The organism is Kitasatospora sp. NPDC094016, assembly GCF_040304045.1.
GTDB lineage: Bacteria > Actinomycetota > Actinomycetes > Streptomycetales > Streptomycetaceae > Kitasatospora.
Genome location: NZ_JBEOUK010000007.1, coordinates 97,533 through 121,568, shown reverse-complemented (window position 1 = coordinate 121,568; position 24,036 = coordinate 97,533). Strand labels below are relative to the sequence as shown.

The 24,036-nt window shown below is 74.0% G+C and carries 21 protein-coding genes and 3 tRNA genes; 16 read left to right on the top strand and 8 right to left on the bottom strand.

The annotated features are described in order from the left end of the window. Positions 1-171: 171 nt before the first annotated feature. The 4 genes from ABT015_RS09765 to ABT015_RS09750 all read left to right on the top strand — a co-directional run bounded on the left by ABT015_RS09765 (position 172) and on the right by ABT015_RS09750 (position 5,885). Complete coding sequence (locus tag ABT015_RS09765; RefSeq protein WP_350878168.1) at positions 172-1,137, top strand: SGNH/GDSL hydrolase family protein; 966 nt, start codon at positions 172-174, stop codon at positions 1,135-1,137. 126 nt (positions 1,138-1,263) lie between these two features. Then, positions 1,264-2,577 (top strand): deoxyguanosinetriphosphate triphosphohydrolase, encoded by a 1,314-nt coding sequence (locus ABT015_RS09760; protein ID WP_350878166.1) that lies wholly within the window; start codon positions 1,264-1,266, stop codon positions 2,575-2,577. Positions 2,578-2,673: 96 nt separating this feature from the next. Beyond that, positions 2,674-4,578: a DNA primase gene (gene dnaG, locus ABT015_RS09755; protein WP_350878164.1), complete on the top strand. Its 1,905-nt coding sequence runs from the start codon at positions 2,674-2,676 to the stop codon at positions 4,576-4,578. A gap of 137 nt (positions 4,579-4,715) precedes the next feature. Then, positions 4,716-5,885, top strand: coding sequence for an RNA polymerase sigma factor (locus ABT015_RS09750; RefSeq protein WP_502897278.1), 1,170 nt, complete (start codon positions 4,716-4,718; stop codon positions 5,883-5,885). A gap of 13 nt (positions 5,886-5,898) precedes the next feature. On the opposite strand, the gene ABT015_RS09745 is transcribed toward ABT015_RS09750, so the two are convergent. From ABT015_RS09745 to ABT015_RS09730, 4 genes are all read right to left on the bottom strand, one after another. Further along, the gene (locus ABT015_RS09745) at positions 5,899-7,002 is read right to left on the bottom strand and encodes a helix-turn-helix domain-containing protein (protein WP_350878161.1); all 1,104 of its coding nucleotides are present in this window, start codon (positions 7,000-7,002) and stop codon (positions 5,899-5,901) included. 468 nt (positions 7,003-7,470) lie between these two features. Then, positions 7,471-8,874 carry a glutamate decarboxylase gene (gad, locus tag ABT015_RS09740; protein WP_350878159.1) on the bottom strand — a complete coding sequence of 468 codons (1,404 nt, stop codon included), beginning with the start codon at positions 8,872-8,874 and terminating at the stop codon, positions 7,471-7,473. A gap of 148 nt (positions 8,875-9,022) precedes the next feature. Further along, entirely contained in the window at positions 9,023-10,456 is a 1,434-nt protein-coding gene (locus tag ABT015_RS09735) for an FGGY family carbohydrate kinase (RefSeq protein WP_350878157.1), read from the bottom strand. Positions 10,457-10,563: 107 nt separating this feature from the next. Next, the gene (locus tag ABT015_RS09730) at positions 10,564-10,869 is read right to left on the bottom strand and encodes a hypothetical protein (protein WP_350878155.1); all 306 of its coding nucleotides are present in this window, start codon (positions 10,867-10,869) and stop codon (positions 10,564-10,566) included. Between the two features lie 234 nt (positions 10,870-11,103). Here ABT015_RS09730 and ABT015_RS09725 point away from each other — a divergent pair. Both ABT015_RS09725 and ABT015_RS09720 read left to right on the top strand, forming a co-directional pair. Next, positions 11,104-11,176: transfer RNA gene (locus ABT015_RS09725), tRNA-Asn, on the top strand. A 61-nt stretch (positions 11,177-11,237) separates the two neighbouring features. After that, positions 11,238-11,310: transfer RNA gene (locus ABT015_RS09720), tRNA-Asn, on the top strand. Between the two features lie 116 nt (positions 11,311-11,426). Here the strand turns inward: ABT015_RS09720 and ABT015_RS09715 are convergent. Together ABT015_RS09715 and ABT015_RS09710 are read right to left on the bottom strand one after the other, a co-directional pair. Further along, positions 11,427-12,179: a trypsin-like serine peptidase gene (locus ABT015_RS09715; RefSeq protein WP_350878153.1), complete on the bottom strand. Its 753-nt coding sequence runs from the start codon at positions 12,177-12,179 to the stop codon at positions 11,427-11,429. Between the two features lie 107 nt (positions 12,180-12,286). Further along, entirely contained in the window at positions 12,287-13,165 is an 879-nt protein-coding gene (locus tag ABT015_RS09710) for a trypsin-like serine peptidase (protein ID WP_350878151.1), read from the bottom strand. Positions 13,166-13,354: 189 nt separating this feature from the next. On the opposite strand from ABT015_RS09710, the gene ABT015_RS09705 reads away from it, so the two are divergent. From ABT015_RS09705 to ABT015_RS09665, 9 genes are all read left to right on the top strand, one after another. Next, positions 13,355-13,428: transfer RNA gene (locus tag ABT015_RS09705), tRNA-Ile, on the top strand. Positions 13,429-13,710: 282 nt separating this feature from the next. Continuing rightward, positions 13,711-14,664, top strand: coding sequence for an SPFH domain-containing protein (locus ABT015_RS09700; protein ID WP_350878149.1), 954 nt, complete (start codon positions 13,711-13,713; stop codon positions 14,662-14,664). A 9-nt stretch (positions 14,665-14,673) separates the two neighbouring features. After that, entirely contained in the window at positions 14,674-14,901 is a 228-nt protein-coding gene (locus tag ABT015_RS09695; RefSeq protein ID WP_063347470.1) for a type II toxin-antitoxin system antitoxin, read from the top strand. 37 nt (positions 14,902-14,938) lie between these two features. Then, complete coding sequence (locus ABT015_RS09690) at positions 14,939-15,583, top strand: GPP34 family phosphoprotein (RefSeq protein WP_350878147.1); 645 nt, start codon at positions 14,939-14,941, stop codon at positions 15,581-15,583. Positions 15,584-15,812: 229 nt separating this feature from the next. Further along, positions 15,813-16,715, top strand: a complete 903-nt coding sequence (locus ABT015_RS09685) for an ABC transporter ATP-binding protein (protein ID WP_350878145.1) — start codon at positions 15,813-15,815, stop codon at positions 16,713-16,715. Positions 16,716-16,760: 45 nt separating this feature from the next. Beyond that, on the top strand, positions 16,761-17,546 hold the full coding sequence (locus ABT015_RS09680) for an ABC transporter permease (RefSeq protein ID WP_350878144.1): 786 nt from the start codon (positions 16,761-16,763) through the stop codon (positions 17,544-17,546). Further along, positions 17,543-18,826 carry a sensor histidine kinase gene (locus ABT015_RS09675; RefSeq protein WP_350878276.1) on the top strand — a complete coding sequence of 428 codons (1,284 nt, stop codon included), beginning with the start codon at positions 17,543-17,545 and terminating at the stop codon, positions 18,824-18,826. Before ABT015_RS09680 ends, ABT015_RS09675 begins: the two co-directional genes overlap by 4 nt. A gap of 4 nt (positions 18,827-18,830) precedes the next feature. Continuing rightward, complete coding sequence (locus ABT015_RS09670; protein ID WP_350878143.1) at positions 18,831-19,481, top strand: response regulator; 651 nt, start codon at positions 18,831-18,833, stop codon at positions 19,479-19,481. Positions 19,482-19,547: 66 nt separating this feature from the next. Next, entirely contained in the window at positions 19,548-20,456 is a 909-nt protein-coding gene (locus ABT015_RS09665; protein WP_350878141.1) for a 1-aminocyclopropane-1-carboxylate deaminase/D-cysteine desulfhydrase, read from the top strand. 22 nt (positions 20,457-20,478) lie between these two features. Here ABT015_RS09665 and ABT015_RS09660 read toward each other — a convergent pair whose 3' ends face one another. Together ABT015_RS09660 and ABT015_RS09655 are read right to left on the bottom strand one after the other, a co-directional pair. Continuing rightward, a complete protein-coding gene (locus tag ABT015_RS09660; protein ID WP_350878139.1) occupies positions 20,479-22,020 on the bottom strand; it encodes an LCP family protein in 1,542 nt (513 codons plus the stop codon). A gap of 120 nt (positions 22,021-22,140) precedes the next feature. Continuing rightward, complete coding sequence (locus tag ABT015_RS09655; protein WP_350878138.1) at positions 22,141-22,605, bottom strand: MarR family winged helix-turn-helix transcriptional regulator; 465 nt, start codon at positions 22,603-22,605, stop codon at positions 22,141-22,143. Positions 22,606-22,710: 105 nt separating this feature from the next. Here ABT015_RS09655 and ABT015_RS09650 point away from each other — a divergent pair, with 105 nt between their 5' ends. Beyond that, on the top strand, positions 22,711-23,736 hold the full coding sequence (locus ABT015_RS09650; RefSeq protein ID WP_350878136.1) for an NADP-dependent oxidoreductase: 1,026 nt from the start codon (positions 22,711-22,713) through the stop codon (positions 23,734-23,736). Positions 23,737-24,036: the final 300 nt, after the last annotated feature.

Sequence of the window (24,036 nt, the reverse complement as noted above, 5' to 3'; positions counted from 1 at the left end):
CGGCGCGGAATCGGCCTCGCAGGGGCGGGATCCGGCCGGGTCGGTGGCGGCCGGGAGTCACGGGAGTCATTCGCGGGCCCCGTTCGTTGGTGGTGGCGGCGTCGGGGGACGCGCCGCTGTACGGAGCTGCCCGTGACGCCTATCCCCCGGGGGGATGCCATGCCCACGACCATGTCCAGGACCTTCCGCCCGGCCGTCGCCCTGACGGCCGGGCTCGCCGTGCTGCTGCTCGCCGGGTGCACCCCCGCGGACGGCGGGACGGACGGCTTCGCGGGCGCGCTGCCCGCCAAGAACGCCAAGTCCACGCCACCGCCGAACGGCCCGTACGTGGCGCTCGGCGACTCGTACACCGCCGGTCTGAAGCTCGCCCCGCAGGTGGGCGAGCCGAAGGGCTGCTCCCGCTCGGGGGCCAACTACCCGTCCCTGGTGGCGAAGGGGCTCGGGCTGCCGGCCGGCCAGTTCCAGGACGTCAGTTGCAGCGGCGCCCGCACCGGGGACCTGACCGGCGCCCAGGAGACCGACCACGGCACCAACCCGCCCCAGCTGGACGCGCTGACCGCGGCCACCCGGCTGGTGACGGTCGGCATCGGCGGCAACGACGCGGGCTTCATGGAGGTCGTCAAGGAGTGCGCCAAGGAGAACCTGGTGGACGCGGTGAAGGGCATCGTCGGCGCCACCCGCGCGTCCTCGCCCTGCCGCGAGCACTACGCCTCCGGCGGGACGGACGAGGTGCAGCGCAAGGTCGACGCGGCCGGTGAGCAACTCGGCCGGATCCTGCGGGACATCAAGCACCGCTCCCCGCAGGCCCGGGTGTACGTGATCGGATACCCGACGCTGCTCCCGTCCGACCCGGCCGGCTGCCGAAAGGTGTTGGGCAAGGCGGTCGCGGCCGGGGACCTGGGATTCCTCTCGGAGAAGGAGCAGCAGCTCAACGGCATGCTGAAGCGGCGGGCGGAGGGCGCCGGCGCGGTGTTCGTGGACGCGGCCGCCCCCTCGGCCGGGCACGACATGTGCGCGGGCGAGGCCACCCGCTGGGTCGAACCGCCCTTCCCGGCCCCGGGCCTGGCGGCGATCCACCCCAACGCCAAGGGGCAGGAGGCGGTGGCCGCCGTCGTCCTCAAGGCCGTTCGCGGCTGAGGCCGTACGGCAGGCAGCGGGCCGGGGCGGACACCAGCGCGTACCGCAGGATTCACGCTCCGGCCCACGCCCCTTCGTGCGCGGCACACCCCGGCTGTCGGGGGCGCGGCGTACCGTGAGGGGCATATGGATGACACCGCGCACCGCCTCGCCGCCGCCCCGCTCCCGTACGATCACGCCGCCGAGGCCCGCTGGGTCCCCGAACCGGACAAGCGCCCCGGCCGCACGGCGTTCCAGCGCGACCGCGCCCGGGTGCTGCACTCGGCGGCGCTGCGGCGGCTGGCCGGCACCACCCAGGTGGTCGCCCCGATGCGCAGCGACTTCCCCCGCACCCGGCTCACCCACTCCCTCGAATGCGCCCAGGTGGGGCGGGAGTTGGGCGCCGCCCTGGGCTGCGACCCGGACCTCGTGGAGGCCGGCTGCCTGGCCCACGACATCGGCCACCCGCCGTTCGGCCACACCGGCGAGGAGGCGCTCGACCAGGCTGCCGAGGCCTGCGGCGGCTTCGAGGGCAACGCGCAGTCGCTGCGCATCCTCACCCGGCTCGAACCCAAGCGCTTCGCCCCGGAGGGTGAGCACCCCGCCGCCCGGCTCGCTCCCTGGCCCGGCCGCAGCGTCGGCCTCAACCTGACCCGCGCCGCCCTCGACGCGGCCACCAAGTACCCGTGGACCCGCGGCGCCCACCCCACCGACCCGGCCTCGCCCAAGTACGGCGTCTACGCCGACGACCTGCCGGTGTTCCGTTGGCTGCGGGCCGGCTCCCCGGCCGGGCGCAAGTGCTTCGAGGCCACCGTCATGGACTGGTCCGACGACGTCGCGTACTCGACCCACGACGTCGAGGACGGCCTCCAGGCCGGCCACATCGACCCGGCCGCGCTGCGGGCGCCGAGCGAGCGGGCCGAACTCTTCAAGGTCGCCGAGCGCTACGCCCCGGACGCCGAGCCGGAGGAGCTGGCCGCCGCCCTCGACCGGCTGCTCGCCCAGGAGCGGTGGCCCCAGGAGTACGACGGCACGGCCCGCGCCCGGGCCGGGCTGAAGGACCTCACCAGCCAGTTGATCGGCCGCTTCTGCCTGGCCGCCGAGCAGGCCACCCGGGCCCGCTACGGCCCCGGCCGGCTCACCCGGTACATGGCCGAGCTGGTGGTGCCGCGGGGCGTCCGGCTGGAGGTCGCGGTGCTCAAGGCCGTCGCCGTCCGCTACGTGATGCAGCGCGACGAGCAGGCCCAGCTGCGGGCCCGCCAGCGGATCGTGATCGCCGAGCTGGCGTACGTGCTCACCCAGCGCGCCCCCGAGGGCCTGGACCCGGTGTTCGGCGCGCTCTACCGCGAGGCCGAGGACGACCGGGCCGCGCTGCGCGCGGTCATCGACCAGATCGCCACCCTCACCGACGCCTCCGCCCTCGCCCTGCACGCCAGGCTCGTCGGCGCATCCTGGGCCTGACCGCCCGGCGCCCGACCGATCAGGCACAACCGTTCGGACCGGTCCCGGCGCGACCGGACCGCCGGGAAACCCCGGCCACCCCAGTAGACTTCCGGGGTGGCCGGGCGGATCAGGGACGAAGACGTACAAGCGGTGCGCAGCGCACTGCCGATCGACGCCGTGGTCGGCGACTACGTTCAGCTCACCAACGGTGGCGGCGGCGAGTACAAGGGCGTCTGCCCCTTCCACGACGAGAAGTCCGCCTCGTTCTACGTGAACCCCGCCAAGGGCGTCTTCCACTGCTTCGGCTGCCAGGAGAACGGCGACACCATCGCCTTCCTGATGAAGATCGAGCACTTCACCTTCGCCGAGGCCGTCGAGCGGATGGCCGCCCAGGCCGGCATCACCCTGCGCTACGAGGAGGGCGGCTACAGCCCCCGCCACCAGCAGGGCGAGCGGACCCGCCTGGTCGAGGCGCACAAGGTGGCCGCCGCCTACTACCGGGAGCAGCTGGCCTCGGCGGAGGCGGAGATCGGCCGCCGCTTCCTGGCCGAGCGCGGCTTCGACGAGGAGGCCGCGAAGACCTTCGGCGTCGGCTACGCCCCGGTGGGCTGGGAGCACCTGGTCCGCTACCTGCGCGGCAAGGGCTTCACCGACAAGGAGATCCTGCTCGGCGGCCTGGCCTCGCAGGGCCAGCGCGGCGGCCTGATCGACCGCTTCCGGGGCCGGCTGGTCTGGCCGATCCGGGACATCGCGGGCGAGGTGGTCGGCTTCGGCGCCCGCCGCCTGCGCGAGGACGACAACGGCCCGAAGTACCTGAACACGCCGGAGACGCCGATCTACAAGAAGTCGCACGTGCTGTACGGCATCGACCTGGCGAAGAAGGAGATCGCCAAGTCGGGCCGCGCGGTCGTGGTGGAGGGCTACACCGACGTGATGGCCTGCCACCTGGCGGGGGTCACCTCGGCGGTGGCCACCTGCGGTACGGCCTTCGCCGAGGACCACATCAAGATCATCCGCCGGCTGCTGATGGACACCTCGCAGTACCGCGGCGAGACGGTCTTCACCTTCGACGGCGACGCGGCCGGCCAGAAGGCCGCCCTGCGGGCCTTCGAGGACGACCAGAAGTTCGCCGCCAAGACCTCCATCGCGGTCAGCCCGGGCGGCATGGATCCGTGCGAACTGCGCCTGGCCCAGGGCGACGAGGCGGTCAAGCAGCTGATCGACAACCCCGTCCCGCTGTTCGAGTTCGCGCTGGTCTCGGCGGTGTCCAAGCACCGGGTGGAGACGCCGGAGGGGCGGTCGGCGGCCCTGGAGGAGGCGGCCCCGATCGTCGCCAAGATCAAGGACCGCTCGATCCAGCATGAGTACGCCGTCCGCCTGGCCGGCATGCTCGGCATCCTGGACGAGCCCTTCGTCGTCCGCCGGGTCTCCCAGCTGGCCCGCTGGGACCGCGAGCGCCAGCAGAACCCCCGGGGCGCCGACCGCGGCCGCCGCGTCGAGCCCGCGCCGGTGCGCCCGGCGCAGCCCGCGTTCCGGCTCAACCCGCGCGACCCGGCCCAGTTCGTCGAGCGGGAACTGCTCAAGCTGGCGCTCCAGCACCCGGACCTGGTCAGCCCGGCCTTCGACCACTACGGCGAGGACGAGTTCCCCACCCTGCCGTACACCGCCGTCCGGCAGGCCATCGCCAAGGCCGGCGGCGCCGCGTACGGGGCGACGCTGCCCGACTTCACCAGCGCGGTGCGCGAGGCGGCCCCGGACGACCAGGTGCGCTCGCTGGTCACCGAGCTGACCGTCGAGCCGGTGCGCTCCCGCCGGAAGGTGGACGCGGTCTACGCCGGGGAGTTCCTGGTCAAGCTGCGCCTGCTGGCGGTGGACCGGCGGATCGCCGAGGTCCGCGGCTACCTGCAGCGGCTCGGCCACCGGGCCGACGCCGAGCAGCAGCACGCCGTGCAGACCGAGCTGTGGCAGCTCCAGCAGTACGGCCAGCAGCTCCGCAGCCAGGGTGCGGCGGGGCTGTAGGAGCGCGGCGGGGCTGTGGGAGCGGCCCAGAAAAGTCGGCGCACGAGTCTCGGCCACGGAGTGTGGCGTACCGCACACTGGAGGGCGTCCCACCTCCGTTCAGCGCGGGTCCGCCAGAGTCGCGCCCGCCCCGAGGGATGCCCGTGGACCGAGGCTTTGCCGCGACCTCCAGCCCGACCGCCGCACCGACAGCCGCACCGCCCGGCGCGCTGAGCGCCGCACCGCCCGGGGAACAGGAGGCGGACCACGGCCGGGCCGGTGCCGCGCCCCCGGACGGCGCCCGAGGCGTGCCGCAGGGCCACCCCGAGGCCCCGGAGACGGACCCCGACGCCGACGATCCGGAGCCCGACGACGGGGACGAGGAGGAGCCCCGCCCGCCGGCCGAGGGCGACGCCGGCCCGGCGCCGGACCTGCTCCGCCAGTACCTGCGCGAGATCGGCCGGGTCCGCCTGCTCACCGCCGCCGAGGAGGTGGAGCTGGCCCGCCGGGTCGAGGCCGGCCTGTTCGCCGAGGAGCGGCTGAACGGCGACCCCCCGCCGCCCGACCCGCCGGCCCGCGAACTGGACACCCTGGTGGTGCGCGGCCGCATCGCCAAACGCCGACTGATCGAGGCGAACCTGCGGCTGGTGGTGTCCGTCGCCAAACGCTACGTCGGCCGCGGACTGACCCTGCTGGACCTGATCCAGGAGGGCAACCTGGGCCTGATCCGGGCGGTGGAGAAGTTCGACTACGCCCGCGGCTACAAGTTCTCCACGTACGCGACCTGGTGGATCCGGCAGGCGATGAGCCGGGCGCTGGCCGACCAGGCCCGGACGATCCGGGTGCCGGTGCACGTGGTCGAGCTGATCAACCGGGTGATCCGGGTGCAGCGCGCCCTGCTGCAGGAGCGCGGGCTGGAACCGACGCCGGCCGGGATCGCCGCCGTCCTGGAGCTGACCGAGGAGCGGGTGCGCGAACTGCTCCGGCTGGCCCAGGAGCCGATCTCGCTGCACACCCCGGTCGGCGAGGAGGACGACGTCGCGCTCGGCGACCTGATCGAGGACGCCGACGCCGCCTCACCCTCGGAGTCCGCCACCTTCCTGCTGCTGCGCCAGCACCTGGACGCGGTCCTGGCCACCCTGGGTGAGCGGGAGCGCCAGGTCGTCCAGCTCCGCTACGGGCTGGACGACGGCCGCCCGCGCACGCTGGAGGAGATCGGCACGGTGTTCGGCGTGACCAGGGAGCGGATCCGCCAGATCGAGTCGAAGACGCTGATCAAGCTCCGCGACCACGCCTTCGCGGCGCAGCTGCGCGGGTACCTCGACTGAGCGGCCCAGGACCCTAGGGCTGGCCCGGGGACGGCAGGTCGGTGGCCGCCGCGTCCGGGCCGGTGCCCGGGGGCGGTGAGGCGGGGCCGATCGGGATCGGGGTGGAGGCCACCACGGCGGCCAGACCGGAGACGGGCGAGGTGCAGACGTGTCCGGCCGGCTGGTAGCCGCAGACCTGGAAGGTGACGGCCGGGTCGGCCGCGTCCAGCATCGACGAGTAGTTGTCGTAGCCCCAGTGGATGAGCGCGGTCTCGCTCTGGCCGGAGTCGTCGGTGATGGTCGCGTAGTCGTTCGGCTCGCCCTCGGTGATCGCCGCCCAGGCCGCCTGGCAGGTCTGGCTGTACCGGAGGTAGACGACGACCTTGCCGATGACGTCGGTCTGCAGGGTCCGGGCGTCCTTGCCGCAGCCGGTGGCCTTGGGGTCCTTGTGCGCGCAGCCGACGGCCTGGCAGACGGAAGCGCCCGGGACGGGCTTGGCCGTGGTGGCGGTCGGGGCGGGCTCGGCGACGGTCTGCGGTTGCTCCTGGTGCCGGGTGGCCCGCAGGCCGACCAGCACCAGCAGGGCCGCCAGCAGGGCGGCGCCGGTCAGCAGCGTCGCCGGGCGCCGCCACCACGCCGCGGGTGCCGGCACGGCGCCGCCGGGCTCGCCGGGTACGGCGGTCAGGTCGAGCACGTCGGTCACGTCGGCCACGTCGGAGGCGGCAGGTGCGTCGGAGGGCGCGGGCGCCCCGGTCCGGTCCGTCGGGGGCTGTGCCGCCGGGGGTTGCTCGGGGGCCGCCTGCTCGGGGGCCGCCTGCTCGGGGGCCGCCCGCGCGGCGGGTTCCTCCGGGGCGGCGGGCCCGCCGTCCTCCTCGGGCCCCGCCACGGCCCGCTCCCACAGCGCCCGCAGGGCCGGCCCGTCGCAGTCCACCGCCCTGGTCAGCGCCTCCAGGGCCTGCCCGGTGATGACCCGCTTGCCGTTCAGCCAGCGCTCCCAGGAGGCCCGGCTGTAGTGCGTCCGGGCGGCCAGCTCGGACAGCGAGAGTCCGGCGGTGTCCTTGACGACCCGGAGCTCCTCGGCCAGGAGCCGGGCGGGTCCGGACAGCTCTTCGGGCAGGTTCTTCCAGGCGGAACCCATGGGGCCTTCCAACGATGCGGGACGGGAACGGGGGACGGGGAGAGCGGAACGGGCTCCGGCCGGGGCCGTCCGGGTGTCTCCGCTTCTCCAAACCCATCGGTCCGGCGTCCCAAACCCCAGGTCATGGCGCTGAGACGGACGGAAGTGTCTCACAACCCCCGGGGAGGCTCGCATGGGCACGTGTCCGTCGTGCACAGTTCTCTGGTCGGCGCGGTTCGCCGCCCGACGGCGTCGTTCGGACGCGGACCGGTCACCGGTCCCCGCTCCGGCAGCACGTCCCGATTCCCCCACCGACCGGGGCAGCCTCGCGGGGGGAGGCTGCCCCGGTTCGTCCGGGACGCACGGTGGGGAGGGCGCTTCGCCGCGCCCTCCCCACCGTGATCACGCCCCACCGTGATCACGCCCCACCGCGTTCACGCCCCACCGCGTTCACGCCCTACCGCGTTCACGCCCCGGCGGGCCCACGCGCTAGTGGTGGAAGCCCGACCGGGCCGGCACCCCGAGCTCCTTGAGCGGGCCGGGCTGGCGCCGCAGCTCCGGCAGCAGCCGGGAGAGGTCGGCCAGCAGCAGGTCGGCGAGGTCCAGCGAGAAGCCGTTGCGGCAGACCACCCGGAGCACCGACAGGTCCGTCCGGTTCGCGGGGAAGGTGTACGCGGGCACCTGCCAGCCGCGCTCGCGCAGCCGCCGCGAGACGTCGAACACGTCGAACGGCTCGTCGTCGGCGGTGGTGAGCGCGAAGACCGGCAGCTGGTCGCCGCGGGTCAGCAGCCGGAAGCCGCCCAGCTGCCCGATCGCTTCGGACAGGTGGATGGCGACCTCGCGGCAGGCGCCCTGGACGGCCCGGAAGCCGTCCCGGCCGAGCCGCAGGAAGACGTAGTACTGCGCGACGACCTCGGCGCCGGGGCGGGAGAAGTTGAGCGCGAAGGTCGGCATCTCGCCGCCGAGGTAGTTGACCCGGAAGACCAGTTCCTCCGGCAGCGCCTCCTGGTCGCGCCACAGGGCCCAGCCGACGCCGGGGTAGACCAGGCCGTACTTGTGCCCGGAGCTGTTGATCGAGGCGACCCGGGGGAGCCGGAAGTCCCAGACCACCTGGTGGTCGAGGAAGGGCGCCACCATGCCGCCGGAGGCGCCGTCCACGTGCACCGGGACGTCGAGGCCGGTGCGCTGCTGGAGGCCGTCCAGGGCCGCGCAGATCTCCGCGATCGGCTCGTAGGAGCCGTCGAAGGTGGAACCGAGGACGCCGACCACGCCGATGGTGTCCTCGTCGCACAGCGCGACCGCGTGCTCGGCGTCGAGGTGGAAGCGCTCGCCCTCCATGGGCGCGGTGCGGGCCTCGACCTCCCAGAAGGTGCAGAACTTCTCCCAGCACACCTGCACGTTGACGCCCATCACCAGGTTGGGCCGGGCCCCGGCCGCGTAGCGTTCGGCGTTGCGGCGCATCCAGCGGCGCTTGAGCGCCATGCCGGCCAGCATGCAGGCCTCGCTGGAGCCGGTGGTGGAGCAGCCGACCGCGGCGTCCGGGTCGGGGGCGTGCCAGAGGTCGGCGAGGATCGCCACGCAGCGCCGCTCCAGTTCGGCGGTCTGCGGGTACTCGTCCTTGTCGATCATGTTCTTGTCCAGGCACTCGGTCATCAGCCGGGCGGCCTGCGCCTCCATCGAGGTGGTGACGAAGGTCGCCAGGTTGAGCCGGGCGTTGCCGTCCAGCATCAGCTCGTCGTGGATCAGCTGGTACGCGGTGTCGGCCGTGACGGGCCCCTCGCCGAGCCGGTGCAGCGGTGGTGCCAGCTTCATCGAGCCCAGTGGGTCGGCGGCTCCGACGAGCGGGCCGATGCTCAGCCGGCGGTCGTTGCCGGCCCCCTTGTGCAGCGCCATGGAGTCCTGCCGCCCTTCACGCCGGTGGCCGTGTCCCGTCCCACGCTGCCACCGGCCGCCGGGTGACGCATCTTCACCGGCCGGGGCCGGGGCCGGGGCCGGGGCCGGGCGCCGCCGTCCCCGGCCGGTGAGGCCGCCGCAGCCGGGGTCAGGCCGCCGTCTCCGGGTGGATCTGTTCGCGGGCGGCGCGGTACTGCTGGCGCACCGCCGAGCCGATCGCCAGGTCCTGCTCCCCGTCCGGCTCGACGGTCTCGGCGTCCGGCAGCTCCCACTCCGGCGGCTCCGGGGTGCCGGCCAGCGCCCAGGCGGCCTGCCGGGCGGCCCCGCGGGCGGCGTGGGCGCCCGGCGGCGGCACCACGACCGGGACACCGAACAGCGGCGGGGCGATGTGCCGGACGGCGGGCAGCCGCCCGGCCGCGCCGAGCAGGAACACCCGCCGCACCGCGACGCCCTGGGCGCGCAGCACGTCGAGCGCGTCCGCGATGTTGCACAGCATGCCCTCGACGGCGGCCCGGGCCAGGTGCTGCGGCGTCATCGACTCGGCCCGCAGGCCGGTCAGGGTGCCGGCCGCGTGCGGGAGGGCCGGCGTCCGCTCGCCGTCCAGGTAGGGGAGGAGCACCAGCCCGTACGCGCCGGGGGAGGAGTGCAGGGCGAGGTCGCTCAGGCCGTCCAGGTCCCGGCCGAGCACGGCGGCGGTGGCGCGGAGCACCTGGGCGGCGTTGAGGGTGGCGACCATCGGGAGGTGGCGGCCGGCGGCGTCGGCGAAGGAGGAGATCAGCCCGGTGGCGTCGACCACGGCCCGGTCGTGCACGGCGAAGATCGTTCCGGTGCTGCCGAGCGAGACCACCGCGTCGCCGGGGCGCAGTCCGAGGCCGAGCGCGGCGGCCATGTTGTCGCCGGTGCCGGCCGAGATCAGCAGGCCCTCGGGGGTGTGCCCGGCGGGTTCGGCGGGGTCGAGCACCTCGGGCAGCCGCAGCTCGTGGCCGAGCGCCAGCTCGACCAGGTCCTGCCGGTACTCGCCGGTGATCGGGGACCAGTAGCCGGTGCCGGAGGCGTCTCCCCGGTCGGTGGTGCGGCGCCTGGGGTGGCCGAGGAGCTGCCAGACCAGCCAGTCGTGCGGGAGCAGCACCTCGGCCACCCGGCGGGCGTTGGCCGGCTCGAACTCGGCCAGCCAGCGCAGCTTGGCGATGGTGTAGGTCGGGCTGGGAACGGCGCCGATCGCGGCGGTCCAGGCGGCCGGGCCGCCGAGCGCGTCCAGCAGCTTGGCGGCGGCGCCGCTGGCGCGCGGGTCGTTCCAGAGGATCGCCGGCCGGACCAGCACGCCGCCCGCGTCCAGGCCGATCATGCCGTGCTGCTGCGCGCTGACGCCGATGGCCCGGACGCCCTCCAGCAGGCCGCCGGCGGCGGCGTCGCCGAGCGAGTGCAGCCACAGCTGCGGGTCGGCCTCGCCGGGGCGGGTGTCAGGGTCCTCGGGGACGGGGTGCGGCGCCTTGCCGGAGCGCAGGACGGCGCCGGTGTCGGCGTCGCACGCGACGATCCGGGTGCGGTTGGTCGAGCTGTCTATCCCCGCGACGATGGCCATGCCGAGATCATGCCTCAGCCCGGCCCGGGACGCGTCCGGGCCGGGTGAGGTGTTGCCCGTTCGGGACGAGACGCAGGGCCCCGGTACACCCTGGCGTCACCGCCCGGTCACGGGCGGAAGGTACCCCAGCCGTCGTCCTCGGCCCGGGAGCGGTTGAAGTACGGCACCCGGTCGGTGACGGCGTTCGGCAGCCGGTCGCCGACCTTGTCCGCGACGGCGCCGGCGGCCTTCCCGGCGACCGCGCCGGCCTGCTGCCTGGCTCGGTCGGCGGCGCCCTGCACCGTGGGGTTCTGGGCGATCTGCCGGGTGACCTTCGTGATCTGGTCGTAGCGCCGGCGCCCGGCCCGGGAGCCCAGGACGTAGCCGGCCGCGAACCCCGCGGCCAACGACAGCTTCCACATGATCGGATCCACCCTCTCCTGGCGGCCTTCTGCCGCATTGCCCTACCCGTCCGTCGGGACGGCGAACCGTCCGTGCCCCCCAGCATCCCCGGGGGCCGTGCCGGGCGCGCGCCGGGCACGCCGGGCGGGAGCCCCGGGGGCGGTTCGGCGAAAGCGATTGGCGGACCACCCCCCCGAGTGCGCTAATGTATGTCCCGCAGCGAGCGCCGAGGAGCCCGGGGAACCGGGGGCCGAGGCGGAAGCCGATCCCCCATAGCTCAATTGGCAGAGCAGCCGACTGTTAATCGGCAGGTTATTGGTTCGAGTCCAATTGGGGGAGCTCGGGAGAGGTCTTGCAAGAGGCCTCCTCCCGTCCGTGGTACGGCAGTTCGGTACCGCGATCCCGCATAGCTCAATTGGCAGAGCAGCCGGCTGTTAACCGGCAGGTTTTTGGTTCGAGTCCAAATGCGGGAGCTTCACCGGCTCCGCCCGGTGACTGCTCAGAGCGAAGGCCCCTCGGATGACCGGGGGGCCTTCGTGTTGCCTTCGTCACCTCGCGCCGCCCGGCTTCGGGCGGCCGCCGCCCGGGCTCAGGCGGTCGCCTCCCGGTAGAGCGCGGAGACCCGCTGGTCGAAGGTGACGCTGTAGGAGGTGCCGGCCGTCTCGCCGCCCTCCTGGTAGCCGCCGATCACGCCGACGACCGCGCCGCTGTCCGTCACCCACGGGCTGCCGCTGGTGCCGTCGGTGTAGCCCTCGCAGTCGAAGCGCTCCTGGGTCGGGCTCTGCGAGCGGGTCCTGGCCGCGCAGGTGATCGGCTCGTCGCGCTCGTTCGGGTAGCCGGTCACCGAGACGGCCAGCCCGAAGCCCTGGCCGGTGGCGATCGGGTTGCCGCCGACGGCGTCCTCGACCTGCTTGCCGCCGACCGTGCCCACGGTGACGAAGGCCACGTCGTACTCGGGGTCGTCGTCGTCCGCCCAACGCGGGTCGACGGTGATCGACTTCACCGGCCAACTGCCGTACGGGATGAAGCCGTTGCGGTAGCCGGGAGTGAACACCAGGCCGTCCAGCAGGCCGATCCGGCGGTTCTGCACGCAGTGCGCGGCGGTGACCAGCAGGTTGTGCCCGGGGCTGCGGACGACGCTCGCCGTGCAGGCCCGGGGGCCCTGCGCGGTGCGGACCGAGAGGGTGCCGATCCGGTCGCGGGTGCTGGTCTGCTGCGCGACCTCGGCGGCGGGCGCCTGGTCCTGCTCACCGCCTTCGCACGCGGTACCGGTGGCGAGCAGCAGGGCCGCCAGCGCGACCGTCCGTGCGGCGCGCGGGGGCCGTGCCGGGCGGGGGGCCATCGGGGCTCCGTCTCGTTCCTCGGGGCGGGCACCGGGTCCGTGCGTTCCGCCGTTCGAGAGGAAGATCTATCAGGCCGTGCCCGGCGGCGCCACCGCCGCCCCTCCGGTCAGCCGGTGGCCCGGTCGTAGAGCGCCTGGACGCGGTCGCCGAAGTAGCTGCTGTACGAGGTGTCCGGGCTGTCGCCGCCCTGCTGGTAGCCGCCGATCACGCCGACCACGGTGCCGGTCCTGGTGCTCGGGTCGAAGTCGGTCACCCAGGGGCTGCCGCTGGTGCCGCCGGTGTAGTCGGGGCAGTCGATCCGCAACTGGGTGGAGCTCTGCTCGGTGGTGTTGTTGGCGCAGGTGATCGGGACGTCGCTGGTGCCGGGGTAGCCGGTGATCCGCACGGGCAGCTGGTAGCCGAGGCCGACGCCCAGCTTGTTGGCGCCGAGCACCTGCTGCACCTGTTGCCCGTTCTGGGCCTGGACGACCGCGAAGGCGACGTCCACGTCCGGGTCGGCGTGGTCCTTCCAGTCGTCGTCGACGGTGACGGCGATCAGCGGCCAGACGCCGCTGGGGGTGTCGCCGTTGCGGTAGCCGGGGACGAAGACGAGGTCGCCGCGCTGGCCGAGTTGGGGGTCCCAGACGCAGTGCGCGGCGGTGACGATGAGGTTGAGCCCGGCGCTGTCGACGACGCTGGCGGTGCAGAAGTGGTCGCCGTCCGCGTTGCGGGTGAAGACGGCGCCGACCAGGCCGTTGAGCACGGTGGCCCGGGCGGTGCGGGTGACTCCGGTGTGCCTGGCGACGGCGCCCCTGAGTCGCTGTCGGCTCCAGCCGTGGCCGCCGCCGGAGGCCGAGGCGGATCCGGAGGGGCGGGCGGAGCGGGTGGCCGGGGCCGAGCTGACCGTCGGCGCGCCCCCGCCGGGCCCGGCCGAGGTGGTGCAGCCCGCCGCGGCCAGCAGTACCGCGAGCGCCCCGGCCGCGGCTCCCGTCCCACGTGTCGTCATCCGTCCAGGCTGCCCGTGCGGCCGTCCGGGCGCCACCCGAACTGCGCAATCAGGACAGGCGCACGCCTGTGCGCACCCGTGCGCGCCCCCGGCGCGCACCACGGGTGATCGACCGGCTATGCTGCGCGGGACGTCCTTTCGGGGCCGTCTGCTGCTGCCGTGGTCGACGACCGGCGCACGCGGCGAACCGGGGCGGTAGCTCAGCCGGTTAGAGCAGGGGACTCATAATCCCTTGGTCGTGGGTTCGAGTCCCACCCGCCCCACCTCAGCCACTGATCGATCGTTGGATCGATCATCAGACAAAACAGTGGCTTGATCTGGCAGAACGGCTCCAGTTCCGGTCGGAACTGTAGAGCATCGGCCAGCCGCTCAGGGCTCGGCGCGCTGAGATTCACCCACCAGTGGACATCGAGTGGACACGGCCCGGGGCGGGCCGGTTCGCCTCGCCCCCGGACGAATGCGGTCGGACCCCTGGCGTCGTCGGCGCAAAAAGTGATATCACTTTGACAGCTGGATCGGAAACACTCGCTGGAGGAGCTGGTCTCATGACCACACCGCGTTCTGCCGTCGACGTCGAAGGCGGCCCCGTCCTCGACCTTCCGGCCCCCAAGATCACCGAGCGGGTCATCACCGGTGCCGCGGGGCTGCCGGTGCTCGGAGGGACGCTGCTCGGCCTGCTCGCGGGGATCGGGGCGACCATCGCCGGCGGTCTCCAACTGGCGGGCGGGTCCAAGGCGCTGGGGATCACCCTGCTGACCGTCGGGCCGCTGGCCGTCCTGGGCGCACTGCTGCTGCTGTGCGGGCTGACCGTGGTCTCGCCCGGCCAGGCGCGGGTTGTCCAGCTGCTCGGCCGCTACCGCGGCACCATCCGCGCCGAGGGCCTGACCTGGCTGAACCCGTTCACCAGCCGCCGCCGGATCTCCACCCGGATCCGCAACCACGAGACCGAGACCAACAAGGTCAACGACGCGGACGGCAACCCGATCGAGATGGCCGCCGTGGTGGTCTGGCAGGTCGAGGACACCGCCAAGGCCGTGTTCGAGGTGGACGACTACAGCGACTTCGTCGCCATCCAGACCGAGACCGCCGTCCGGCACATCGCCAGCAGCTACCCGTACGACGCCCACCGCGAGGGCCAGTTGTCGCTGCGCGACGGCGCGGAGGAGATCAGCCGGATGCTCTCCGCGGAGATCGCGGCCCGGGTCGTCTCGGCCGGGGTGCGGGTCGTCGAGTCCCGGATCACCCGGCTCGCCTACGCGCCCGAGGTCGCCCAGGTGATGCTCCAGCGCCAGCAGGCCGGGGCCGTGGTCGCGGCACGGCGGCTGATCGTCGAGGGCGCCGTCGGTATGGTCGAGGAGGCGCTGGACCGGCTCGCCGAGCGCGACGTCGTCGAACTGGACGAGGAGCGCAAGGCCGCCATGGTGAGCAACCTCCTGGTGGTGCTCTGCGGCGACCGGGGCACCCAGCCCGTCGTGAACACGGGCTCCCTCTACCAGTAAGGCGCGGCGTTGGCGACGGAGCGGAAGAAGATCCTGCTGCGACTGGACCCGGCGGTCCACGACGCACTGGCCCGGTGGGCCGCGGACGAGCTGCGCAGTGCCAACGCGCAGATCGAGTTCCTCCTTCGCCGTGCCCTCAGCGACGCGGGCCGGATGCCCGGCGACGCGGCCCGTCTTCCCCGGCGCGGCCGACCGCCCAAGGAGAACCCGGAGACCGGCGGTTCCGACGCCGGATGAACGGGCCCATCCACCGTCCATCTGCTTGGAGTCCATCGTGGACCTGCCCATCACCCTGCCGGAGAAGCTCTACCTGCTCGCCTACAACCCCGAGCGCGAGCGGCTCACCGCCACCGCCAGGCTCGACCTGGTGCTGAGGGCCGCCGCGCTCGCCGAACTCCTGCGGCGCGCGCTGATCCGCGACGACGGCCGGCACCCGGCCGCCGTCGACGGAGCGCCGGCCGACGGCCTCGACCCGCTCTCCGCCGCGATGCTGGAGCAGATCCGGCAGGGCCGGCGGCGCAGCTGGCAGAGCTGGGTCGGCCGCCGCCAGGGCCCGGCGGCCCGCGCCGCGCGGGTGGTTCGGGACGGGCTGGCGGCGTCCGGGCGGATCCGGCTCGAACAGCGCCGCGCGCTCGGACTGTTCCCGTGCACCCGGGTCGTCCTGCCGGAGCAGCGGCTGCGCAAGTCGCTCGTGGCGTCGGTGGGTTCGGCGCTGAAGGCGCCGCTCAGCCGGGTCGACCCGGCGGACGCCGCGCTGGTCGCGCTGGTCGACGCGGCCCGGCTCGGAGCCGTCCTGCCGTGGCGCCAGAGCCGCGAGTTCCGCACCCGGATCGACAAGCTGGCCCCCGCCGCGGGCCCCGTCCCGCGCGCCCTGCGCCGGGCCATCAACACCCGCAACGCCGACGCCTCGGTGGTCTGACCCACCCGGTGTGATCCGAACGAGAGGCCCGGTCGCCGACACGGCGGCCGGGCCTCCGGCGTTCCTGGCGCGTGCCCGCGCCCGCACCCCATCCACCGATCGGTTGATCCGCCCTCCACCACGCCCGCCCGCAGCTCTGACCGTCCGGTCGATCCGCGGCCGGGGCCCCGCGCGGGAAGCTCGTCGCAGGCCGGAGGAACCGGCCGGACCAGCGGGAGGGAGCGGCGCGATGGCCGTGATCGAGGTGGCGGGGCTGCGCAAGGCCTACGGGCGGCGCCAGGTGCTGGAGGGGGTCTCCTTCGGCGTGGAGCGCGGCGAGGTGTTCGGCCTGCTGGGGCCGAACGGCGCGGGCAAGACGACCGCCGTGGAGTGCTGCGAGGGCCTGCGCCGGGCCGACGCGGGGACGGTCCGCGTCCTCGGCCTGGACCCGGTGAAGGACGCCCACCGGCTGCGGCCGAGGATCGGCATCCAGCTCCAGCAGGCCCAGTTGCAGGGCGCGCTGAGGGTCGGCGAGGCGCTGGAACTGTACGCGGCGCTCTACCCGGACCCCCGGGACTGGCGCGAGCTGCTGGACGAGTGGGGGCTCGCCGACCAGCGCCGGACCCCGTTCGACAAGCTCTCCGGCGGCCAGCGCCAGCGGCTGCTCATCGCCCTCGCCCTGATCGGCAACCCCGAGGTGGCCTTCCTGGACGAGCTGACCACCGCGCTCGACCCGCAGGGCCGCCGCGACACCTGGGAGCTGATCCGGCGGATCCGCGACGAGGGCGTGACGGTGGTCCTGGTCTCGCACTTCATGGACGAGGTCGAGGCGCTCTGCGACCGGGCCGCCGTCCTCGACGGCGGACGGATCGTCGCCACCGGCACCCCCGCGGAGCTGATCGCCCGCTCCGGCACCGGCGGCACGCTCGGCTTCCGCCCCACCGGGCCGCTGGACACCGCCCGGCTGGCGGCCCTGCCGGGGGTCACCGGGGTCGAGGAGCGGGACGGCCGGGTCGAGGTCCGCGGCGTCGGGGACTTCGCCGACGAGGTCACCGGCCTGCTCGCCCGCGAGGGAATCGTCGTCACCGGGCTGCGGATCCGCGAGCACAGCCTGGACGACGCCTACCTCGCCCTGACCCGCCACGACGTCTGATCCGCCACCACCGCGCCCGTCACCACGCCCGAGGGGGCCACCACCGTGAACCGCACCGCGCACCACACAGCCCACCGCACCGCCCACCGCACCGCCCACGCCGTCCGCCGCCTGGCCGTCGCCGAGGCCCGCCTGTTCCTCCGCGACCCGCTGACCGCCTTGTTCAGCCTCGCCTTCCCCGTCGTGCTGTTCCTCGTCCTCGGTTCCGTCCCGGCCCTGCGCAAGACCTCGCCCGACATGCACGGCATGAGCACCATCCAGCTGTACGCGCCGATCCTGGCCGTCTTCACCCTGCTGCTGCTCGGCCTCAACGGCCTGCCCTCGCTGCTCGCCGCCTACCGCGAACGCGGCGTGCTGCGCCGGATGTCCGCCAGCCCCGTCCGCCCGGCGCTGCTGTTCGGCGCGCTGCTGCCGCTGTACCTGGGCGTCGCCGTCGTCTCGGTGCTGCTGGTGGTGGCGGCCGGTCCGCTGCTCGGGGTGTCGCTGCCGCGTCAGCCGCTGGGGTTCCTGCTGGCCTTCCTGCTGGCCGCCGCCGCACTGCTGTCGGTCGGCCTGCTGCTCGCCGCGGTCGTCCCGTCCGCCAAGGCCGGCAACGCGGTCGGCGCGCTGGCCTTCTTCCCGATGATGTTCTTCTCCGGGATCTGGCTGCCGCGCGAGTTCTCGCCGGCCCTGCTCAACCGGATCGGCGACTTCACCCCCAGCGGCGCCGCCGTCCAGACCTTGCAGGACGCCTGGTCCGGGCACTTCCCGCACGCCGTGGGCCTGCTCACACTCGCGGCGTACGCGGTGCTCGCGGGGGCCGGGGCTGCCAGGCTGTTCCGGTGGGAATGATCATGCGGCCACCGGCCGACGAGAGCGCGCTCGGCGACTGGTTGGACCGGCTGGACCGGCTGATCGGCCCGTTCTGCTTCGTCGCCCTGCTGCTCGCCACCGCTCTGGCCCTGCTGGTCCCCGTCCCGACCGCGCGCTCCGCGGCCGCCACCCTCCCGGTGGCGGCCGCCGCGTTCCTGTGGCTGGTCCTGCGCTCGGTGCTCGACCGCGCGCCGGGGCCGGACGGCCGCGCCCGGTACGCCGGCGCCCACTTCGTCGTCCTGCTGGTGCTGACCACCGTGCTGGTGCTGGACAACCCGATCTTCGGCTTCTTCGCCTTCACCGGCTACCTGCACGCCGCCCAGTACCTGTGGGGCCGGGCCCGGATGGCGGGCGCGGCCGCGGCCACCGTCCCCACCTCGCTCTCCCAGATCGGCGGGGCCCTGCCCGACAGCCCGGTGGCGTTCGGCGGACTGCTGACCGTCGTCGCCTTCAACCTGATGGTGGTCGGGCTGCTGTTCGCGCTCCGCGAGGTCGCCGACCGGCTGAGCGCCCGCCGCAAGGCCGCCAACGCCGAACTCGCCGAGGCCAACCGGCTGCTCACCGAGACGCTCGCCGAGAACGCCGGACTGCACGCCCAACTCCTCGTCCAGGCCCGGGAGGCCGGGGCCGCGGACGAACGCCGCCGGCTCGCCCGGGAGATCCACGACACCGTCGCCCAGGGCCTGGCCGGGATCGTCACCCAGCTCCAGGCCGCCGACCAGACCCGCGCCCAGGACGCCGCGGCCGCCGAGCGGCACCAGGCGAACGCGGCGGCCCTGGCCCGGGAGAGCCTGACCCAGGCCCGCCGGGCCGTCCACGCGCTGCGCCCGATCGAACTGGAGCGGGCCGCGCTGCCGGAGGCGCTGGCGGAGCTGGTCGAGCAGTGGCGGGAGCGCAACGACGCCGCCGCCGGGCTGACCGTCACCGGTGAGGCCCGCCCGCTGCACCCCGAGGTCGAGGTGACCCTGCTGCGGATCGCCCAGGAGTCGCTGGCCAACGCCGCCAAGTACGCGCGGGCCTCCCGGGTCGGCGTCACCCTCTCGTACATGCCCGGCCTGGTCACCCTGGACGTCCGGGACGACGGCGTCGGCTTCGACCCGGCCGCCGAGCCCGCCTCCCGGGCCACCGGCGGCGGCTACGGCCTGGACGTGATGCGCCGCCGCGTGCAGCGCCTGGCCGGGCGGCTCGACCTGGAGACCGAACCGGGCGCCGGCACGACCGTGTCCGCGACCCTGCCGGCGATCAGCATGGAGGAGTAGAACCGTGAGCGACGCGACGACGATCAGACTGCTGTTGGTGGACGACCACCCGGTGGTCCGGGACGGGCTGCGCGGGATGTTCGCCGCCACCCCCGGCTTCGAGGTGGTCGGCGAGGCCGGGGACGGCGCCGAGGCGCTGGTCCTGGTCGCCGCGCTGCGTCCGGACGTGGTGCTGATGGACCTGCGGATGCCGCGGATGGACGGCGTCACCGCGATCCGCGAGATGGCCGAACGCGGCCTGCCCGGGCGGGTCCTGGTGCTCACCACCTACGACACCGACGCCGACGTGCTGCCCGCCGTCCGGGCCGGCGCGACCGGCTACCTGCTCAAGGACGCGGCCCGGGAGGAGCTGTTCCACGCCGTGCGGGAGGCCGCCCGCGGCGCCTCGGTGATCGCGCCGACCGTCGCCGCCAAGCTGCTCGGCCAGGTCCGCGCGCCCGTCCGGGAGCCGCTCAGCCCGCGCGAGCTGGAGGTGCTGGAACTGGTCGCCTCCGGCGCCACCAACCGGGAGGCCGCGGCCCGGCTGTTCATCAGCGAGGCCACCGTGAAGACCCACCTGATCCATGTCTACGCCAAGCTCGACGTCAAGGACCGGGCCTCCGCCGTCGCCGCCGCGTACAACCTGGGACTGCTCACCCCGACCGGTCGGCCGTAGGACCGGCCGGCACATGGTGGGCATGCGACGCCACCCGCCATGTGCCGGTCGGTCTAAGCTGGCCGGATGCTCGAACCCGCCCTGCTGCCGACCCCGTTGGTGGACTGCACCGACGAGGTGTTCGCGCGGGCCGGGGTGGAACTGCGGCTCAAACGGGACGACCTGCTGCACCCGAGCGTCCCGGGCAACAAGTGGCGCAAGCTCGCGCCCAACCTGGCGGCCGCCGTCGCCCAGGGCCACACCCGGCTGCTGACCTTCGGCGGGGCGTACTCCACCCACCTGCGGGCGGTCGCGGCGGCCGCCGGGGCGCTCGGCCTGGAGAGCGTCGGGCTGGTCCGCGGCGAGGAACTGGCCGACCGGCCGCGCAACTGGTCGCTGCGGGCGGCCGAACGGGCCGGGATGCGGCTGGAGTTCCTGACCCGCGCCGAGTACCGGGAGGCCACCGGCCGCGCCGACGCCGGCCCCACGGTCGGTCCGCAGGCGCGCTGGGGCCCCTGCCTGGTGCTCCCGGAGGGCGGCTCCAACGCGCTGGCCGTGACCGGCGCGGCGGCGATCCCGGCCGAACTGCCCGACCTGGGCGGGCGCGACGTGGTCTGCTGCCCGGTCGGCACCGGCGGCACCCTGGCGGGCATCGCGGCCGGCCTGCCGCCGGGCGCGCGGGCGCTCGGCGTGGCCGTGCTGCGGGGCGGCGAGGGCTACCTGGAGGACGAGGTCACCCGGCTCCACCGGGCCGCCTACGGGCGGGAGTTCGGCAACTGGCGGATCGACCACGCGCACCACGGCGGCGGCTACGGCAAGGTTCCGGCCGAGCTGGCGGCCTTCGCCGAGCGGTTCGAGGCCCGCCACGGCGTCCCGCTGGAACGCCGCTACGTGGCCAAGCTGTTGGCGGCGCTGACCGACCTGGCCGCGGCAGGCGCCTTCCCCCGCGGCACCCGGCTCACCGCCGTCGTCACCGGCCTGCCCGACCCGCAGTAGCGCCGGACCGGGCCGGAACGACTCATCCGAAGGTCAGGTCGGCGCACGGGTCGGTGTCGGCGCCGCGGGTGTTCTCCGCTATGCCGGTGGGCACGCCGCTGGGCACGCCGCTCGGGTCGGCGGTGGCGGGGGCGGAGGGCTTCGCGCCGGGGCCGCTGCCGACCGCGTCCAGCTTGGTGGCGGGGCTGGGCCGGTAGTCGCGGCCCAGGGTAACGGTGATGCCCTCGGAGCCCGGCTCCTCGACCGTGCGCGACCCCGGGAAGAGCGCGGCCACCTGGTCGGCGGCGGCCTTCAGGGCCGGGTCGTAGCTGATCTCGGTCTGCATCCGTCCGCCCGCGGGCTTGCCGAGCGTGACGTTCTGGAAGCCCCGGGCCCGCAGTGCCTCCCCGCCGGAGGTGGACAGGCCGGGGGTGCCGACGCCGTTGACCACCAGCACGGGGGCCGCGGCCTGCTCGGGCGTGAGCGGCGCGGACGGGTCGGCCGCGGCTCCCGGGGTCGCGCCGTCGGCGCCGGGGGCGGTGGGGGAGGGCGCCGGGGTGTCGGTGCCGGAGGTGCTCTGGCCGTCCAGGGTGCGGTCCTCGCGCAGCAGCCGCCACAGCGTGTCGGCGTCCGGCTGGACGAGCTGGACGCGCTCGCCGGCGAAGCGCCAGGGCGCGGTCACGAAGGTGATGTCGGCCAGCTTGATGTCCTGGAGCGAGCGGGCGAAGTCCACCAGCTTCATCGCGGTGCCCAGCCCCTCGTCCACGGTGAGCGAGCGGGTGGCCGCGTCGGCGAGCGGGAGCAGCGTGGGCAGGGAGAAGCCCTGGCCCTGCACCTTCTTGATCATCGAGGAGACGAAGGCCTGCTGGCGCTTCATCCGCCCGATGTCGGAGTTGTCGCCGAAGCCGTAGCGGGCCCGCAGGTAGTCCACGGCGGGCTGGCCGGAGAGCTTCTGCATGCCCTTCTGGAGGTGTATGCCGTGCGAGTCGACGTTGTTGGGGACGCAGACGTCCACGCCGTTGATGGCGTCGGCCATCGCGGCGGCGCCCTTGAAGTCGACCACGATGGTGTGGTCGATCCGCAGCCCGGCGAGCGTCTCGACTGTGTTCTGGGTGCAGGCGGGGTTGCCCTTGGGGAACTCGCCGATGGTGAAGGCCGAGTTGAACATCTGGTTGTTCCGGGGCTTGGTCCAGGTGCCGCTCGGCAGCTTGCAGGACGGGATGGTGACCAGGGTGTCCCGGGGTATGGAGACGCCGACGGCGTGCTTGTGGTCGGCGTAGACGTGCACCAGCATCGCGGTGTCGGAGTGGCCGACGCCCTCGTCGCCACCGCCGATCGCGCTGTTGCCGTCGTCGCGGGTGTCCGAGCCGAGCACCAGGATGTTCACCGGCAGTTGGGCGCCGGGGGTGACCGGGGCGGGCGCGGGCGGGCGCTCGGTGGCGATGCCGCCCGGGTCGAAGGTGGTGATGTTGTTGTCCAGCCGGTGGTAGAACCAGGCCCCGGCGCCCACGACGGACAGCACCAGCACGGCGGCCAGGCCGATGGCTGTCCGCAGGTAGCGGCGCCTGCGCGTGCTGCTGCCCATCCTCCGTGTCCCCCCGTCTTTCCGTCTCTCGTGTTCGATGTTCGAACATTAGACGTTTCGACGGGCGGTTCGGTTACCTCCGGCGGTGGCCCGGATTCGGCTCCGGGGCTGTGATGCTGATCACGCCCCGGGGTCGGCGGCGCCGGTGACCATCCGGCGGAGCAGGTCGCGCAGGACGGCCCGCTCGTCCTGGCCGAGGGCGGCCAGCGGCTCGCGGGCGAAGTTCAGTGATTCGCGCAGTTCCTCGGAGGCGGTGGCGCCGGTGTCGGTGGCGGCGACCAGCTTGACCCGGCGGTCCTGCCGGTCGGCCTCCCGGGTGACGAAGCCGCGGGCTTCGAGCCGGTCGACGATGCCGGTGATGTTGGACGGCTCGCAGCTGAGCGTCTGGGCGATCTGGCGCATCGGCATGGGGCCTCGGCGCAGCAGGGCGAGCACCTTGGCCTGGGCGCCGGTGAGCGAGCGGGCGGCGGCCGCCTCCTCGTACTCGCGATGGAACAGCGCGACCAGGTTGGCCATCAGATCGACGACCTCGCGGGTGATCTCGTCGGACTGCGGCGTGGCGGCCCGGGTCGACTGGGTGTCCATGTCCGAGAGTCTACCTGAAAAGTTGACAACATGAACCTTTCATGCCCATCGTTACTTCAGTAGCTCAACCTTTCATGCATCGGAACCACCTAAGGAGCGACTCCCATGGCAGAGCAGGCCGCACCCGCGACCGCCCGTGAATGGCACCTCGCCGCCCGCCCCCAGGGCTGGCCGGTGCCGACCGACTTCGCCCTGGTCGAGGCCCCGGTCCGGACCCCGGGCCCGGGCGAGATCCTGGTCCGCAACGCCTTCCTCTCGGTGGACCCGTACATGCGGGGCCGGATGAACGACGTGAAGTCCTACGCCCCGCCGTTCCGGCTCGGCGAGGCCATGGAGGGCGGCGCGGTCGGCTACGTGGTCGCCTCCGGGGCCGAGGGCTTCGCCCCGGGCGACGCCGTCCTGCACGGCCTCGGCTGGCGCGAGTACGCCACCCTGGACGCCCGCCACGCGGTCAAGGTCGACCCGGCCGCCGCCCCGCTCTCCGCCTACCTCGGCGTGCTCGGCATGCCCGGCCTGACCGCCTACGCCGGCCTGCTCGCCGTCGGCGCCCTCAAGAAGGGCGACAAGGTCTTCGTCTCCGGCGCGGCCGGCGCGGTCGGCAGCATGGTCGGCCAGATCGCCAAGCTCAAGGGCGCCTCGCTGGTGGTCGGTTCGGCCGGCTCGGCGGACAAGGTCGCCAAGCTGGTGGACGTCTACGGCTACGACGCCGCCTTCAACTACAAGGACGCCCCGGTCCACGAGCAGTTGGCGCAGGCCGCCCCCGACGGCATCGACCTCTACTTCGACAACGTCGGCGGGGAGCACCTGGAGGCCGCGATCGGCGCGCTCACCGTGCACGGCCGCGCCGTGCTCTGCGGCGCGATCGCCCAGTACAACGACACCACCGCCCCCGCCGCCCCGCGCAACCTGGCGCTCGCGATCGGCAAGCGGCTGCGCCTGGAGGGCATGCTGGTCAGCGACCACGCGGCGCTGCAGTCGCAGTTCGTCGCCGACGTGGCCGGCTGGCTGACGTCCGGCGAACTGCGCCACGAGGAGACCGTGGTGGACGGCTTCGAGCGCACCGCGGACGCCTTCCTCGACCTGCTGCGCGGCGTCAACACCGGCAAGATGGTGGTCCGCCTGGACAGCTGACCCTTCGTCAGCCCGCTGACCGCCCCGCCGCCCCCACCGGGCGTGCGGGGCGGTTTGCGTACGGGCGCGGGGGAATCGGCCGCACTACCCCATTCCGGCCGGATCCGAAAGTGCGTCATCCACGGTGCGGGGCGGCGCGGTACGGTGGGTCCCACCTGGCGATGGGGCCGTTCGGGGGAGAGATCCGGCCGAGGGGTAGACCTCGTTGAGGATTCGACTAGCATTGAGCGAAAGCCTGTCCGTTTTGCTCAATTTAGTAGCTTAATGTCGGCTAACGTGGGTAACTGTGGATCAACTGCA

Coding starts and splice junctions, on each gene's coding strand:
- ABT015_RS09765 (WP_350878168.1), top strand. CDS start 172: ATGTCCAGGACCTTCCGCCCGGCCGTCGCCCTGACGGCCGGGCTCGCC.
- ABT015_RS09760 (WP_350878166.1), top strand. CDS start 1,264: ATGGATGACACCGCGCACCGCCTCGCCGCCGCCCCGCTCCCGTACGAT.
- ABT015_RS09750 (WP_502897278.1), top strand. CDS start 4,716: ATGCCCGTGGACCGAGGCTTTGCCGCGACCTCCAGCCCGACCGCCGCA.
- ABT015_RS09745 (WP_350878161.1), bottom strand. CDS start 7,002: ATGGGTTCCGCCTGGAAGAACCTGCCCGAAGAGCTGTCCGGACCCGCC.
- gad (WP_350878159.1), bottom strand. CDS start 8,874: ATGGCGCTGCACAAGGGGGCCGGCAACGACCGCCGGCTGAGCATCGGC.
- ABT015_RS09735 (WP_350878157.1), bottom strand. CDS start 10,456: ATGGCCATCGTCGCGGGGATAGACAGCTCGACCAACCGCACCCGGATC.
- ABT015_RS09715 (WP_350878153.1), bottom strand. CDS start 12,179: ATGGCCCCCCGCCCGGCACGGCCCCCGCGCGCCGCACGGACGGTCGCG.
- ABT015_RS09710 (WP_350878151.1), bottom strand. CDS start 13,165: ATGACGACACGTGGGACGGGAGCCGCGGCCGGGGCGCTCGCGGTACTG.
- ABT015_RS09700 (WP_350878149.1), top strand. CDS start 13,711: ATGACCACACCGCGTTCTGCCGTCGACGTCGAAGGCGGCCCCGTCCTC.
- ABT015_RS09685 (WP_350878145.1), top strand. CDS start 15,813: ATGGCCGTGATCGAGGTGGCGGGGCTGCGCAAGGCCTACGGGCGGCGC.
- ABT015_RS09675 (WP_350878276.1), top strand. CDS start 17,543: ATGATCATGCGGCCACCGGCCGACGAGAGCGCGCTCGGCGACTGGTTG.
- ABT015_RS09665 (WP_350878141.1), top strand. CDS start 19,548: ATGCTCGAACCCGCCCTGCTGCCGACCCCGTTGGTGGACTGCACCGAC.
- ABT015_RS09660 (WP_350878139.1), bottom strand. CDS start 22,020: ATGGGCAGCAGCACGCGCAGGCGCCGCTACCTGCGGACAGCCATCGGC.
- ABT015_RS09655 (WP_350878138.1), bottom strand. CDS start 22,605: ATGGACACCCAGTCGACCCGGGCCGCCACGCCGCAGTCCGACGAGATC.
- ABT015_RS09650 (WP_350878136.1), top strand. CDS start 22,711: ATGGCAGAGCAGGCCGCACCCGCGACCGCCCGTGAATGGCACCTCGCC.